This is a genomic window from Cellulomonas sp. P4_B5_2, assembly GCF_056402235.1.
The window spans coordinates 1-13,611 of record NZ_JBFUHU010000058.1; the positions used below are offsets into that span (position 1 = coordinate 1).

Annotated in this window: 13 protein-coding genes and 1 pseudogene; 4 read left to right on the forward strand and 10 right to left on the reverse strand. The window is 72.7% G+C overall.

Going from position 1 to position 13,611, the window contains the following annotated elements; all coding sequences use genetic code 11:
- Positions 1 to 318: ScoMcrA-related endonuclease (locus AC1DUQ_RS05930; RefSeq protein ID WP_477073504.1), on the reverse strand; the 318-nt coding region annotated here is incomplete at its 3' end.
- A gap of 15 nt (positions 319 to 333) precedes the next feature.
- The gene (locus AC1DUQ_RS05935) at positions 334 to 1,257 is read right to left on the reverse strand and encodes a pseudouridine synthase (RefSeq protein WP_477059754.1); all 924 of its coding nucleotides are present in this window, start codon (positions 1,255 to 1,257) and stop codon (positions 334 to 336) included.
- A 271-nt stretch (positions 1,258 to 1,528) separates the two neighbouring features.
- Between AC1DUQ_RS05935 and AC1DUQ_RS05940 the strand changes: the two genes are divergently transcribed.
- Positions 1,529 to 2,134 carry a PilZ domain-containing protein gene (locus AC1DUQ_RS05940; RefSeq protein WP_477059753.1) on the forward strand — a complete coding sequence of 202 codons (606 nt, stop codon included), beginning with the start codon at positions 1,529 to 1,531 and terminating at the stop codon, positions 2,132 to 2,134.
- Between the two features lie 13 nt (positions 2,135 to 2,147).
- On the opposite strand, the gene AC1DUQ_RS05945 is transcribed toward AC1DUQ_RS05940, so the two are convergent.
- The 5 genes from AC1DUQ_RS05945 to AC1DUQ_RS05965 all read right to left on the reverse strand — a co-directional run bounded on the left by AC1DUQ_RS05945 (position 2,148) and on the right by AC1DUQ_RS05965 (position 8,287).
- Positions 2,148 to 3,050, reverse strand: coding sequence for a siderophore-interacting protein (locus tag AC1DUQ_RS05945; RefSeq protein WP_477073505.1), 903 nt, complete (start codon positions 3,048 to 3,050; stop codon positions 2,148 to 2,150).
- Between the two features lie 86 nt (positions 3,051 to 3,136).
- Complete coding sequence (locus AC1DUQ_RS05950; RefSeq protein WP_477073506.1) at positions 3,137 to 5,242, reverse strand: iron ABC transporter permease; 2,106 nt, start codon at positions 5,240 to 5,242, stop codon at positions 3,137 to 3,139.
- Positions 5,243 to 5,270: 28 nt separating this feature from the next.
- The gene (locus AC1DUQ_RS05955) at positions 5,271 to 6,254 is read right to left on the reverse strand and encodes an ABC transporter substrate-binding protein (RefSeq protein WP_477059752.1); all 984 of its coding nucleotides are present in this window, start codon (positions 6,252 to 6,254) and stop codon (positions 5,271 to 5,273) included.
- A 34-nt stretch (positions 6,255 to 6,288) separates the two neighbouring features.
- On the reverse strand, positions 6,289 to 7,116 hold the full coding sequence (locus AC1DUQ_RS05960; protein WP_477059751.1) for an ABC transporter ATP-binding protein: 828 nt from the start codon (positions 7,114 to 7,116) through the stop codon (positions 6,289 to 6,291).
- Positions 7,117 to 7,174: 58 nt separating this feature from the next.
- A complete protein-coding gene (locus tag AC1DUQ_RS05965) occupies positions 7,175 to 8,287 on the reverse strand; it encodes a VIT1/CCC1 transporter family protein (protein ID WP_477059750.1) in 1,113 nt (370 codons plus the stop codon).
- Between the two features lie 141 nt (positions 8,288 to 8,428).
- On the opposite strand from AC1DUQ_RS05965, the gene AC1DUQ_RS05970 reads away from it, so the two are divergent.
- The 3 genes from AC1DUQ_RS05970 to AC1DUQ_RS05980 all read left to right on the forward strand — a co-directional run bounded on the left by AC1DUQ_RS05970 (position 8,429) and on the right by AC1DUQ_RS05980 (position 11,609).
- Complete coding sequence (locus AC1DUQ_RS05970) at positions 8,429 to 8,842, forward strand: ATP-binding protein (protein ID WP_477059749.1); 414 nt, start codon at positions 8,429 to 8,431, stop codon at positions 8,840 to 8,842.
- Between the two features lie 104 nt (positions 8,843 to 8,946).
- Positions 8,947 to 9,972 (forward strand): LacI family DNA-binding transcriptional regulator, encoded by a 1,026-nt coding sequence (locus tag AC1DUQ_RS05975; RefSeq protein ID WP_477060796.1) that lies wholly within the window; start codon positions 8,947 to 8,949, stop codon positions 9,970 to 9,972.
- A 248-nt stretch (positions 9,973 to 10,220) separates the two neighbouring features.
- Entirely contained in the window at positions 10,221 to 11,609 is a 1,389-nt protein-coding gene (locus tag AC1DUQ_RS05980; RefSeq protein ID WP_477060795.1) for a glycoside hydrolase family 10 protein, read from the forward strand.
- Between the two features lie 66 nt (positions 11,610 to 11,675).
- Here AC1DUQ_RS05980 and AC1DUQ_RS05985 read toward each other — a convergent pair whose 3' ends face one another.
- From AC1DUQ_RS05985 to AC1DUQ_RS05995, 3 genes and pseudogenes are all read right to left on the reverse strand, one after another.
- Positions 11,676 to 12,041 carry a hypothetical protein gene (locus tag AC1DUQ_RS05985; RefSeq protein WP_477059748.1) on the reverse strand — a complete coding sequence of 122 codons (366 nt, stop codon included), beginning with the start codon at positions 12,039 to 12,041 and terminating at the stop codon, positions 11,676 to 11,678.
- A gap of 65 nt (positions 12,042 to 12,106) precedes the next feature.
- Entirely contained in the window at positions 12,107 to 13,204 is a 1,098-nt protein-coding gene (locus AC1DUQ_RS05990; RefSeq protein WP_477059747.1) for a Gfo/Idh/MocA family protein, read from the reverse strand.
- Between the two features lie 71 nt (positions 13,205 to 13,275).
- Positions 13,276 to 13,611 (reverse strand): annotated as a pseudogene (locus AC1DUQ_RS05995) (ABC transporter ATP-binding protein); the annotation flags it as partial.

Sequence of the window (13,611 nt, forward strand, 5' to 3'; positions counted from 1 at the left end):
TCGGACGGCCGGCGCGCGCCGTACCGGGGCGACGGGCGCACGGCGCGCGGTCGCCGGCTCGGTCACCTCGAACCCGCGCTTGCGCAGGACCGCCGAGCCGCCCGTGCCGACCTCGTCGGCGCTCGCGAGCCGGCCCGTCGCGTACCGGTGCGCGACCCCGAGGATCGCGGTCGAGTCGTAGCTGCGGCCCTCGTGCACGAGCGGGTACCCGCCCGGGGCGAAGCCGTAGACGCCGAGGAAGTCGTCGCCGCCGCGCGAGTCGTACTCGGCGATGGCCTGGAGGATGTGCTGCCGGGTGACGGCGGAGAACGTGGCCACGAGGACGAGGGTACGTCAGCCCTCCGCGGTCAGCGGGAGCCGCCGGACGCTCCGGAACCGTCGCGGGGTGCCGTCGACCGGGTCGGTGAACGCGAGCTCCCCGGCGAGCAGCTGCAGCGGGCGGGTGAAGTCGTCGACGTCGACCTCGCGCACCACCGGGTACAGCGGGTCGTCGACGATCGGGATGCCGAGACCGTGCAGGTGCACCCGGAGCTGGTGGGTGCGGCCCGTCCGCGGCGTCAGCCGGTAGACCCCGCGGCCGTCCACCTCCGACTCGAGCTCGACGAGCGTCTCCGCGTTCACCGGGGCACCGGGCACCACCTCCGCCTGCCAGGCGCCCCGCTCCTTGTGCAGGTGGTTGCGGACGACGACGGGGAGGACCAGGTCCTCGCGCAGCGGCGCCAGCGCCCAGTACGTCTTGTCCACGGCACGGTGCTCGAACAGGGTCTGATACGGCCCGCGCCACCGCGGTTCCGTGGCCAGCATGAGCAGGCCGGACGTCACACGGTCCAGGCGGTGCAACGGAGACAGGTCCGGCAGCCCGAGCTCGTCGCGCAGGCGGACGACCACGCTCTGGCGCACGTGGCGGCCCCGCGGGATCGAGGACAGGAACGCGGGCTTGTCGACGACCACCAGGCGCTCGTCGCGGTGGACCATGTGGATCGGCGCGGACACCTCGGGCTCGTCGCGCAGGTCGCGGTGGAACCACACGAACTGGTGCGGCGCGTAGGGGTCGTCCGCGCGCACCGGCCGGCCGGCCTCGTCGACGAAGCGCTGCCCGTCGAGCATCTGCGACACGTCGACGTGCTCGGGCAGCCGGTCCCGGAGCCAGGCGCCCATGGTGGGCCACTCGTCCGCGCGGGAGCGGTCGCGATCAGGCGTCCGCAGCCAGGCGGCGCTGAGGCCGTGGCGTGCCGGCAGCGGCGATCTGGGTGGCACCTGCCGATGCTACGGGCTACGTCGCGACGGCCTGGATCCCACCCGGGCCGGCGGTTCCGGTCCGCCGAGTCGGGACGCGCTCCCCGCTTTCACGGCTTTTCGCGCCAGATGCCGCTGTCAGTTCCGAGGAACACACCCGTCATCACTCGTTCGCCGCGCCGCTTGTCCGCATCCGAACTCATACCCCAGCCGTCACGCACCGATCAGAGATGCGGGGGCACGTCTCGCCGCGCGGCTACGGCGACCTCGACCGAACGGACCGGACCGGACCATGCACCACCTCGCGCACTGCTCCCTCTCGGCCGAGGGGCGCGTGCTCGACGGCTTCGTCATCTCCTGCGCGGACGGGACCCTGATGATGCGCACCGAGCCCGGGGCCGGAGGCGGGACATTCCGTGCCGGTGACGACGTCCAGGTCCTGGTCCTCGACGACGTGCGCGGCGAGGTCAGGTACAACGGCTGGGTCGCGAAGGTCCGCGCCACGTCGGTGCAGATCGCGGACCTCGAGCTCACGTCCACCCTGCAGAAGCGGAGGGTCGCTCGCGTCAGGATCGCGCAGACCTGCACGGGCGTCGTGACGTCGCCGGAGGGCGACACCCGGTCCCTGACGTTCGTCGTGCTCGACATCAGCGCGCACGGGATGCGCATCTCCACGATGGCCGAGCTCGCGGAGCGGGATCGGATCGCGTTCCGGTTCCCGGCCCGCGACCGCGTGGTGTCCCTCGACGCGGAAGTGCTGCGGTCACACCGGACCGACGGCCGGTCGACCCACTGCGGCTGCCGCTTCGTCGGTCTCGTCGAGCGAGATCTGGACACCCTGTTCCGGTACGTGCTGCAGACGCAGGGCAAGCAACGGCGCACCCGCCTGCGCGCCTGAGGTCACCGGCGGCTCAGTTGGCCTCGGAGCGCCCCGCACGCCAGTAGCCCATGAACGCGACGGACTTGCGGTCCACGCCGCACTCGGCGACCAGGTGCCGGCGCAAGGTCTTGATGACGGCGGCCTCGCCCGCGAGCCAGGCGTACAGCGCGGCGTCGGCCCGCAGGGGCTGGCCCTGGGCGTCGACCGGAACCTCCCACAGGAGCCCCTCGTCGATGTCGACGTCCTCCAGCTCGACGTCCGGCGCGGGTGCCTGGCCGGGCAGCAGTCGCGCGCACGCGGCCTRCACGGCGGGGATGAGCAGCTCGCCGTGGGCGCGACCGTCGCGGCCGTACCAGCGGACGGTCACCCCGTCCGGCGCAGCAAGGTCGAGCCGGTCGCCCGACAGCGGCATCTCGATGAGGGCCTCGCCGCGCGCGTCGGCGGGCAGGCGCTCGAGGATGCCCGCGATGGCCGGCAGCGCGGTCTCGTCACCGGCGATGAGCAGGCGGTCGGTGTGCGCCGGGGGCACGAAGTCGACGCCGCCGTGCGGGCCCTCGGCCTCGGCGTTGGGGCCGAGGATCACCAGGTCGTCGCCGGGCGCGGCCGAGAGTGCCCAGCGCGAGGCGGGGCCGAGGTCGCCGTGCAGGACGATGTCGACGTCGACCTCCCGGCGGTCCTGGCGGACGCCGCGGGCGGTGTACGTCCGGATCGGGTGGCGCTTGTCGTCGGGCATCGCGCGCCAGCGGCCGTACCAGTCGGCGCTCGACTCGAGGCTGAGCAGCTCGTCGTACGGCGAGTTCTCGAGCGGCAGGAAGAACTTGATCCGCTGGTCGAACCCGTTGTCGGCGAACCGGTCCAGGTCGTCGCCGGTGAACGTCACGCGCAGGACGCTCGGGCACATGGTCTGCACGGCAGCGACCTGCACGGCGAACATGCGGAAGGGCAGCGCGGGGGCTTCGACCGAGACGGGCACGTCGCCCAGGGTAGAGGAAGGTGAGGCTGTCCTCACTACGGTGTTCGTCACAGTGCGCTCCTTCGCGTCCGCCACAGCAGGAAGATGAAGTAGGGGGTGCCGATCATGGCCGTCAGCAGGCCCGCAGGGATCTGCGCCGGGGCGATCACCGTGCGGCCCAGGGTGTCCGCCACGCTGACCAGCAACGCGCCCAGCAGCACCGCGACCGGGATCACCCGGGTGTGGGACGAGCCGACGAGCGAGCGGGCCAGGTGCGGGGCGATGAGGCCGACGAACCCGACGACCCCGATCGCCGACACCGCGGCCGCCGTGAGCAGCGCGGTGACGATCAGCAGGCCGAGCCGGGTGCGTTCCAGCTGGACGCCGAGCACGCGTGCCACGTCGTCGTCGACCGCCAGCACGTCGAGGTCCCGACGCCAGCGGACCACGAGCGGGACGATGACCAGCAGGGCGACCGCGACCGGCCACACCTGCTCCGCGGTCCGCCCGTAGGTCGAGCCGGACAGCCAGGTGAGCGCCATCGTCGTGTTCCACGGGTTGGTCAGGACCACGATCAGGGTGATCAGCGACGTCGCCACGGCCGACACCCCGATGCCGACGAGCACGAGCCGGTCGGAGCTGAGCCCCCGGCGGTTGGCCAGCGTGTAGACGAGCGCGAACGTGGTCAGCGCCCCGACGCAGGCCGCGGCGGACACGATCCAGAAGCTGCCACCGGGGAACAGGACGATGGCGAGCACGGCACCGACGCCGGCACCGCCCGTGATGCCGAGCAGCGACGGCTCCGCGAGCGGGTTGCGCGCGACCGCCTGCACCGTGGTGCCCGCGAGGCCGAGGGCCGCGCCGGCAAGAAGGGCGGCGAGCACGCGCGGGCTGCGCTGGTCGAGCACGAAGCTGACCTGCCGGCCGCTGACGCCTGCGAACCAGTTGGCCACGTCGCCCGTGAGGAGCAGACGGTCGCCCAGCAGGAACCCGGCGACCAGCGCGACGACGACCGCGAGCGCCAGCACGACGACCACGAGCGCCACCCGGGCACGCGTGGCGGGGTGGGCGCCGACGGACGCGGTGCTGCGGGCCGGACCCGAGTCACGCAGCCGGCGGGCCAGCCAGACCATCACGGAGGCGCCGACCAGGGTGGTGACGACTCCGGTGGGGATGGCCACGCCGGCGACCCCGGGCACTGCCAGCCGCAGCAGGACGTCGGCGCCCAGCACCACGACGCAGCCGGCCAGCGCGGCCAGCGGCAGGAGCAGCCGGTGCCGCGCCAGCCCCGGGACGCGTCCCGCGACCAGGCGGGCGATCACGGGGGCGGTCAGGCCGACGAAGCCGATGGGGCCCGCCACCGTGACCGCGAGCGCGGCGAGCAGCACGGCCAGCAGCACGGTGACCACGCGGGTACGGCGGACGTCGAGGCCGAGGACGGCCGCGGTGTCGTCGCCGAGCGCGAGGACGTCGAGCCGGCGCGCCCTGACCACGAGGACGGTGCCCGCGAGCAGCACGACCGGCGCGGCCTGCGCCACCTTGGACGTGCCGGACTGCACGATCGAGCCCTCGCCCCACGCGAACATCCCGGCGGTCTCCTGCTCGAACAGCAGCATGAGCAGGATGGTCAGGGACGAGAGCGCCAGCATGGTCGCGGACCCCGCGAGCWCCAGCCGGGTGGGCCCCTCCGCGCCGCCGCGAGCGATGGCCAGCACCAGTGCGGCGGCCCCGAGACCACCCACGAACGCGAGCGCACCGCTCACCGCGAACGGCAGCGTGAGGCCGGTGACGGCCGCGAGCACCACGGTGAAGTACGCGCCGGCGTTGACCGCGAGCGTGTCGGGCGAGGCCAGCGGGTTGCGCGCCACGGACTGCAGCGCGCTGCCGGACAGGCCCAGGGCGGCGCCGACGACCAGCGCGGCGAGCACGCGCGGGGCGCGCGACGCGACGAGCACCGCGAGGGCCTCGTCGTCACCCGATCCCGTGAGCAGGCCGAGCAGGTCGCCGACCCCGACGCGGGAGGTGCCGAGCGTCAGGTCGACGAGCGCGAGGAGCACCACCGCGGCGACCGCGCCCACGAACACGGCGATGATCCGCGCAGGCTGCGCGCCGCGGGTGCGCGCGGGGACGGCGGCAGGATCCGCCACGCCCAGCGCGGCGGATCCTGCCCCCATCGGTGCGTCGACGCTCACGGGTCGGGTGTCAGGCCGCGGTCAGAGCCGCGACGGCCGCGTCGACGAACGCGGACGCCGACCGCGGGCCGCCGAACATCCAGATGCCGTCGGGCAGACGGGCCGTGTTCCCCGCTACGACGAACGGCAGCTGCTCCCAGATCGCGTTCCCGGCGAGCCCGTCCTTGAACGCGTCGCCACCGTCGGTGTCGTTGCCGACGTACAGGAAGTGGATGTCGCCCAGGCTGGTCAGGCCCTCGACGTCGGTCTGCGCCAGGCCGTAGTCGGGGTCGCCCTCGCCGGTCCACGCGTTCGTCAGACCGAGCTCGGTCGCGACGCCGCCGAGGAACGACCCGGGCGTGTACATGCGGATCGACACCGCACCGTCGGACACCCAGCCGTCGGCCATGGTGAACTCCGCACCTGCCAGGCCGGCCTCGTCGAGCTGCCCCTTGGCGTCCTCGACCTTGGCGTCGAAGTCCGCGAGCGCGGCCTCGGCCTCGTCGGAGGTGCCGGTGGCCTCGCCCAGGATCTCGAGCGTGCTGCGCATCTTGCCGATCGGGTCGGACGCGTCCGAGCCGCGCAGCGCGATCACCGGGTACTCGGCCTCGATCTGCTCGATGACCTCGGCCGGCAGGTCGGTGGTGGTGACCACCAGGTCCGGCTCCAGGGCGGCGATGGCGTCCAGCGACGGCTCGCCACGGAAGCCGACGTCCGGCGTCGACTCGTCGAGCGGCACGACGGTCGCCCACGTGTTGTAGCCCGCGACGTCCGCCGCGCCGACCGGCGTGACCCCGAGCGTGAGCAGGTTCTCCGTCAGCCCCCACTCGAGCGAGACGACCTTGCTGGCGGGGCCGTCCAGCTCGACGGTGCCGCGGTCGTCCGTGATCGTGATCGGTCCACCGGCGGCGGAGCTGGACGACGACGGCTCGTCGGCCGCGTCCTCCGTCGTGCCGCAGGCGGCCAGGAGCAGGGCTGCTCCGGCGAGCAGGGCGGGAAGGGCTGTCTTGCGCACAGGGGTGTCCTCAGAGGTAGGCGAAACAGGGGGACTAGACGGTGGTCAGGTGCTGGCGGTGCGTGTGCTTGCCGACCGGGCGGGTGTGCACGCGGCCGGTGTGCTCGTCGCGCACCACGTCGATGCGGATGCCGTACGTCTCGGTGAGCGCGTCGGCGGTGAGCACCTCGTGCGGGCGGCCGGAGCCGACGACCACGCCCTGGCGCAGGAGCACCACGTGGTCGGCGACGGCGGCGGCCTGGTCGAGGTCGTGCAGGACGACACCGACGGCGACCCCGTGGTCGTCGGCCAGGTCCCGCACCAGGTCGAGGATCTCCACCTGGTAGCGCAGGTCGAGGTAGGTGGTCGGCTCGTCGAGCAGCAGGACGCGGGTGTCCTGCGCGAGGCAGGTGGCCAGCCAGACGCGCTGGAGCTCGCCGCCGGAGAGCTCGTCGACACCGCGGTCGGCCATCGAGCCGACGCCCGTGACCTCCATGGCCCAGGCGATCGCGCGGGGTCCGTCGGCGTCGTTCTGGCGCCAGCGGCCGCGGTACGGGTGCCGGCCGTAGCCGACGACGTCGCGGACGCTGACCCCCGAGGGCGTCGGCCGCGACTGCGACAGGAGCGTGACCCGACGCGCGAAGTCCTTGGCGGACAGGGCGTGGGCGTCGGGGACGTCGGGGAGGCTGACCGTCCCCTCCTGCGGGGCGTGCAGCCGGGCGAGCGCGCGCAGGAGGGTCGACTTGCCGGAGCCGTTGGGCCCGATGAGCGCGGTCACCTGACCGGGCTGCAGGCACAGGTCAGCGGAAGTCACCACGACGGTGCCGTGATAGGCCAGGGTGAGGCCGTCGCCGCGGAGGGCGTCCCGCTCGGAGGAGGTCACATGGTGAGGTTAGCCTGCACTAAGTAAGGGTTGGCAAACCTTGTTCGTATGATGGGCGTCACACCGTGGCGCCGAACGCCAGACCGAGCAGGTACGTCGCCGCAGCGGCCCCGTAGCCGATGGCCAGCTGGCGCAGCGCGCGCTTCACCGGCGACGCGCCCGACAGGACCCCGACGGTCGCCCCCGTGGTCAGCAGCGCGAGCCCCACCAGCACAGACGCCCACACCACCGCGGTCAGGCCCTCCGCACCCAGCAGGTACGGCAGGACCGGGATCGCCGCACCCGACGCGAAGAAGCAGAAGCTGGCCGCGGACGCACCGACTGCGGTGCCGACGGCCTCGTGCTCGTCCACCTCGTCCGTGCTCGTCGGCGAGACCGAGCCCGGTTCGCCCAGCGTCCGCAGCCGCTCGTCGGCCCGCGCCTGCGCCTCGGCCGGCTCCATGCCGCGGGCGCGGTAGACCAGCGCGAGCTCGTTGGCGTCGACGTCCAGGTACGGCAGAGCCGCGCGGGCGGCCTGCCCCGGGCGGGACGCCTCGAGCAGCTCCCGCTGCGAGCGCACCGACACGTACTCCCCCGCCGCCATCGACAGCGCACCGGCCAGCAGGCCCGCCAGGCCGGTCAGCAGCACGATCGACGCGGACGCCCCGCTGGCCCCGATGCCGAGCACCAGGGCGAGGTTGCTCACCAGACCGTCGTTGGCGCCGAACACCGCCGCCCGGAACGTGCCCGAGATCCGGTTGCGCCCCCGTGTGGCCAGACCGCGGACGACCTCCTCGTGGATGGCCTCGTCGGCCGCCATCGTCGGCGTCGCGTCTGCCTCGCCGTCGTATCCGGACCGAGCCTCCGCGCGCTGCGCGAGGGCCAGGACGAACACCGACCCGAACCGGCGGGCGAGCACGCCGAGCACCCGGGTCCGGAAGTCGCCACGGCGGGGCTTGCCGACGTCGTCGCCGAGCAGGTCCAGCCAGTGCTGCTCGTGACGACCCTCGGCCTCGGCCAGCGCCAGCAGGATCTCGCGCTCCTCGCCCGTACGGCGCGACGCGATGTCCCGGTAGACGGCCGCCTCCGCGCGCTCGTCGGCCAGATACTGCCGCCACCGCCGGATCTGGGAGCTCGAGGGCGCCTGACGTGCGGGAACGTCCGCGCCGGAGGGGGTCGAAGAGGTCTGCACCCTCTCATCGTCCCAGCCGTGGGGGCGAGAAACCGGCTCCAGGGCGGTGTTCAGGTTGCCGAATCATCAGTTGTGCACAACCGTGGCCGGGACCGACGGGGGGCCGATGCGGCCTTCCCACCATTCCCTGGGAGGCCCCCGATGTACGCCGAGACCGCCGTGTCGCCCTCGCTCTCCGCGATCGCGCCCGCACGGCACTGGGCGCGGGACCGACTCTCCGAGGCAGGGGTGGACGACGGGCGGCTCGAGCTGCTCGTCCTGCTGGTCAGCGAGCTGGTCACCAACGCCGTCGCGCACGCCGACCCGCCCGTCACGCTGCGGGTGCACGTCGACGAGGAGCGCACGCGCGTCGAGGTCACCGACGGCGTCCGCGAGGTGCCCGTGGTGCGCAACCCGCCGCCGACCGCGTTCGGGGGCCGGGGCGTCATGTTCGTCGACCGGCTGTCCAGCAGCTGGGGGACGCGCGAGGAGGACGGTGACGCCGCGAAGGCGGTCTGGTTCGAGCTCCGGCACGACGACGTCGCCGAGCTCGGCGGGTTCTCCTCCGAGCGGTGACGCCCGCGGCCTGACGTCGGACGACGACCGCGGCACAGGCGCTCCCGTCGTCGGGTAGGTTGCGACCGCCCGTGCCGTGGGACGAAGGAGGCGCTGTGGCGACGATGGCCGACGTCGCACGGCACGCCGGTGTGTCCGTGAAGACCGTGTCGAACGTGCTCAGCGGCTACCCCCACGTCCGGGACACGACCAGGGACCGGGTGCTCGTCGCCGTCGACGCGCTCGGCTACGAGATCAACGTGACCGCGAAGATCTTCCGCTCCGGCCGCAGCGGTGTGGTCGGTCTCGCGGTCCCCGAGCTGGGGCAGCCCTACTTCGGCGAGCTGGCCGACGAGATCCTCGCGGCAGCACGCGACCACGGCCTGCAGGTGCTCATCGAGCCGACGGGCTTCACCCGTGAGGGCGAGCTCGCCGCGCTGCGGGTGCCCCGCCGTGGCCTCGTCGACGGCCTGATCTTCAGCCCCGCGGCGCTCGTCCAGAGCGACGCGCACCTGCTCGACGATCTCGGCTACCCGCTCGTCCTGCTCGGCGAGCAGCTGTTCTCACCGAGCGTCGACCACGTCACCATGCGGAACATCGACGGAGCCCGGGCGGCGACCGATCTCCTCCTCGACGCCGGCCGACGCCACATCGCGGTGATCGGCATGCTGCACGCGCAGACCGCCGGATCGGCCTCCCTGCGCTACGCCGGATACCAGCAGGCGCTCGAGGCGCGCGGGATCGACGTCGACACCCGCCTGCTCGGCTGGTCGGACGAGGCGTGGCACCGGGCCAACGGCGCGCGCGCGATGGCCCACGTGCTCGACTCCGGCGTGCCGGTCGACGGCGTGGTCGCGTTCAACGACGCGCTGGCCATCGGCGCGATGTACGAGCTGCAGGCGCGCGGTCTGGCCATCCCGCTGGACGTCGGCGTCGTCGGCTTCGACGACATCGAGGACGCGCGCTACTCCGTGCCGACGCTCACTACCGTCGACCCGGGCAGGCGGGAGATCGCGCACGTCGCGGTCGACATCCTCCGCCGCCGGGTGCGCGAGCGGTGGGACCCGAGCGCGACGGACAGCGCGCCGGTTCTCTACCTCGCCGGCATGCGCCTCGTGGAGCGGGAGAGCACGCCGCGACGCGACGGCTGACCGGCGGGACCCGCCCCACCAGTGGCCGATACTTTCGCGAACTGCTGTGCGCGTGGTCTCCTGAGACTGATCCCGCGTCCGACTCCATTCCAATCTCCATCGGTGGAATTCACCCGTATGGGTTACAAAACGTTTCGCTCAAGATATCGCAACTACCGGAGCGCTCCCATGCCTTGACCGCGTCTGAGCCACCGCCACAGGGTGAGGCGCCGGCGATCAGCCGACGAGTGCACCACCGAGGAGGATCAATCACGACCCCACGACCAGGACGCCTGACCGCGGCTATCGGCGGCCTCGCCGTCGCCGGCCTGTCTGTGGCACTGGCCCTGCCCGCGGCGGCAGCGGGCAGCACCCTGCAGGCAGCGGCCAGCGAGAGCGGGCGCTACTTCGGCACCGCCATCGCGGCCAACCGGCTCAGCGACTCGACGTACACGACCATCGCGAACCGCGAGTTCAACATGATCACCGCCGAGAACGAGATGAAGATGGACGCGACGGAGCCGTCGCAGAACCAGTTCAGCTACGGCAACGGCGACCGGATCGCGAGCTGGGCCCGGCAGAACGGGAAGCAGGTGCGCGGGCACGCGCTCGCCTGGCACTCGCAGCAGCCGGGCTGGATGCAGAACATGTCCGGCTCCTCGCTGCGCAACGCGATGCTGAACCACGTCACCCAGGTGGCCACGCACTACAAGGGCCAGGTGTACGCCTGGGACGTCGTCAACGAGGCGTTCGCGGACGGCTCCTCCGGCGGGCGTCGCGACTCCAACCTGCAGCGCACCGGCAACGACTGGATCGAGGCCGCGTTCCGCGCCGCCCGCGCCGCCGACCCCGGCGCCAAGCTCTGCTACAACGACTACAACACCGACAACTGGTCGCACGCCAAGACCCAGGGCGTCTACGCCATGGTTCGCGACTTCAAGTCGCGTGGCGTGCCCATCGACTGCGTCGGCTTCCAGGCGCACTTCAACTCGGGCAACCCGGTGCCCTCCAACTACGACACGACCCTGCGCAACTTCGCCGCGCTGGGCGTCGACGTGCAGATCACCGAGCTCGACATCGAGGGTTCGGGCAGCTCGCAGGCGCAGCAGTACCAGGGCGTCGTCCAGGCGTGCCTCTCGGTCGCCCGCTGCACCGGCATCACCGTCTGGGGCGTGCGGGACAGCGACTCGTGGCGCGCCTCGGGCACCCCGCTGCTCTTCGACGGGTCCGGCAACAAGAAGGCCGCCTACACGAGCGTGCTCAACCAGCTCAACGCCGGCGGGACCACCACCCCGAACCCGACGCCCACCACGCCGGTCCCGACACCGACGACCACCACGCCCCCACCCACGGGCGGCGGCAGCTGCACGGCGACGTACTCGGAGGGACAGAAGTGGAGTGACCGCTTCAACGGCACGGTGACCATCCGCGCGAACACGAACATCAGCGGCTGGCAGTCGACCGTGACGGTCAGGAGCCCGCAGCGGATCATCGCGACGTGGAACGGGTCGCCGACGTGGGACTCCTCCGGCAACGTCATGACCATGCGGCCGAGCGGCAGCGGCGCGCTCTCCGCGGGTCAGACGACCTCGTTCGGCTTCACGGTCCAGCACGGCGGCAACTGGACCTGGCCGAGCCTGACGTGCACGGCCTCCTGACGACCTGAGGGCAGGTCCGCACGCGCGACGGGCGCGGCACCCATGGTGTCGCGCCCGTCGGTGCGTCTAGTCCTTCCAGGGTGGCGTCTCGTCGAGCTTCGCGTAGTACTTCGCCAGGTGGCTCCTGATGCGATCGCGGTCCTTGTCCGGGACGTCGACCCCACCGCGCGACCCCTGCATGACGGCCGCGGCGGCGAACACGCCCCGTGGCACGGCCTTCAGGCGGCCGTCGATCACGTCGGCGATCAACAGCTTGTACGCGGTGAAGTTCTCCTTGTTCTCGGCGTCGTACCAGACGTGCGCGTCCCGGTACCTCTCGTTCGGCTCGTCCTGCGCCTTGGCCCAGGCCCGGACGCGCTTCTCGGCGGCGTCGCCGTCCCAGGACCGGTCGCGGTCGGCCAGCGGGAGGTCGCCGAATGCGGTGACTGCCATGTGCGGGCTCCTCTCGGTCGCTCTCGACTCACGACCGTGGCACTGGCGTCACCCGTTCGCATCCGCTAGGCGTCCGCCCACGCCTCCCTGGCGGTATGGACGGTGTCGCCGGTGCGTGCCGCCTCCTCGATGGCCAGACCGAGCAGGTGGTCCTGGCAGCCGTCGGCCAGCGGGTACGGCGCGGGACCGCCGCCGCGCACCCAGGCACCCGTCGCGTCGAGCAGGGCCGCGACCGCGATGTCGTCGTCGGCGAGCCGGGCACCCTGGAACGCGTTCCGGTACACGACCTGGCCGTCGAAGCCCAGGTGCTCGAGATCGAAGCCGTCGAGGTTCTGCTCCAGGCCGCTGACCCGCCGGACGATCGGGGACGTGAGGACCGTGCGCTCGTCCACCACCCGGGTGACGGCGTCGTCGACGATCTCGCCGTGCGAACCGCGGATGACGATGCGGTTGGTGCGCAGCGGGTTGTGCCACTGGTTGTCGGTGAAGTCGTACAGGGCGCTGCGGCCGTCGCCGAAGTCGAGGGTGGCGAGGATGTTCCACGCGTCGGCCGGCTCGGTGGCGCCGGTCCAGCCGTCCCGCTCCAAGGGGGACAGCAGCGGAGAAGTGAACGTGCTCGCCCGCACGGTGACCTCGTCGCGACCGGTGCCGAGCAGCCTGCGGATGAGGCCGACGGCGTGGTACAGATGCGTGGAGGAGATCTGTACGCTCGTCGGCCGCCCGATGGTCCCCGCGTCCACGACCGCGATCCGCGCCGCGTGCGAGGGCATCGACGGGCTGTGCTCGGCCACCTGCACGAGTCCGGACGTGCCGACCTCGGCCCACAGCTCGCGCAGACCGTCGACGTCCGGCGCAGGCGGGGTCTCGGCGAGCACCGGGATGCCGAGCGCGACCAGCTCCATCGTCGCCACCGGGGTCACCGGCCACGGGACCGAGACGACGACGAACTCGGGCCGGTCGGTGGTCGGTCCGACGGCGGTCACCAGCTCCTCGATGGTGCGCACCGTCGGCACGCCCCACTCGCGCTCGACCTGCGCACCGCGCTCCGCCGACCGCGTCACCACACCCACGCACTGGAACCGCTCGGGCATCAGCCGCGCCATGCGGACGAAGAACTCCGCGCGCCAGCCGCTGCCGACCACGCCGAACCTGATGGGTGCCATGGAACCGTCCTCGTCGTCGGCCGTGCTGAACTCGGCGAGCGTAGCCGCGTGACGACGTCGTCACGCGCGCGTCAGTCCGCGGTCACCTCGGTGACCTGCCCGTCCTCCACGTGCCAGCGGCGGGTGAGCCGGACCGTCTCCAGCATCCGCCGGTCGTGCGTGACCAGCAGGATCGTGCCCTCGAAGCTGTCGAGCGCCTGCTCCAGCTGCTCGATGGCCGGCAGGTCCAGGTGGTTGGTCGGCTCGTCCAGCACCAGCAGGTTCACGCCACGGGCCTGCAGGAGCGCGAGCGCCGCGCGGGTCCGCTCCCCCGGCGACTGCGACGACGCGGGCCGGTGGATGTGGTGCCCGCCCAGGCCGAACTTCGCCAGCAGCGTGCGGACGTCGGCGGTCGGCCAGTCCGGCAC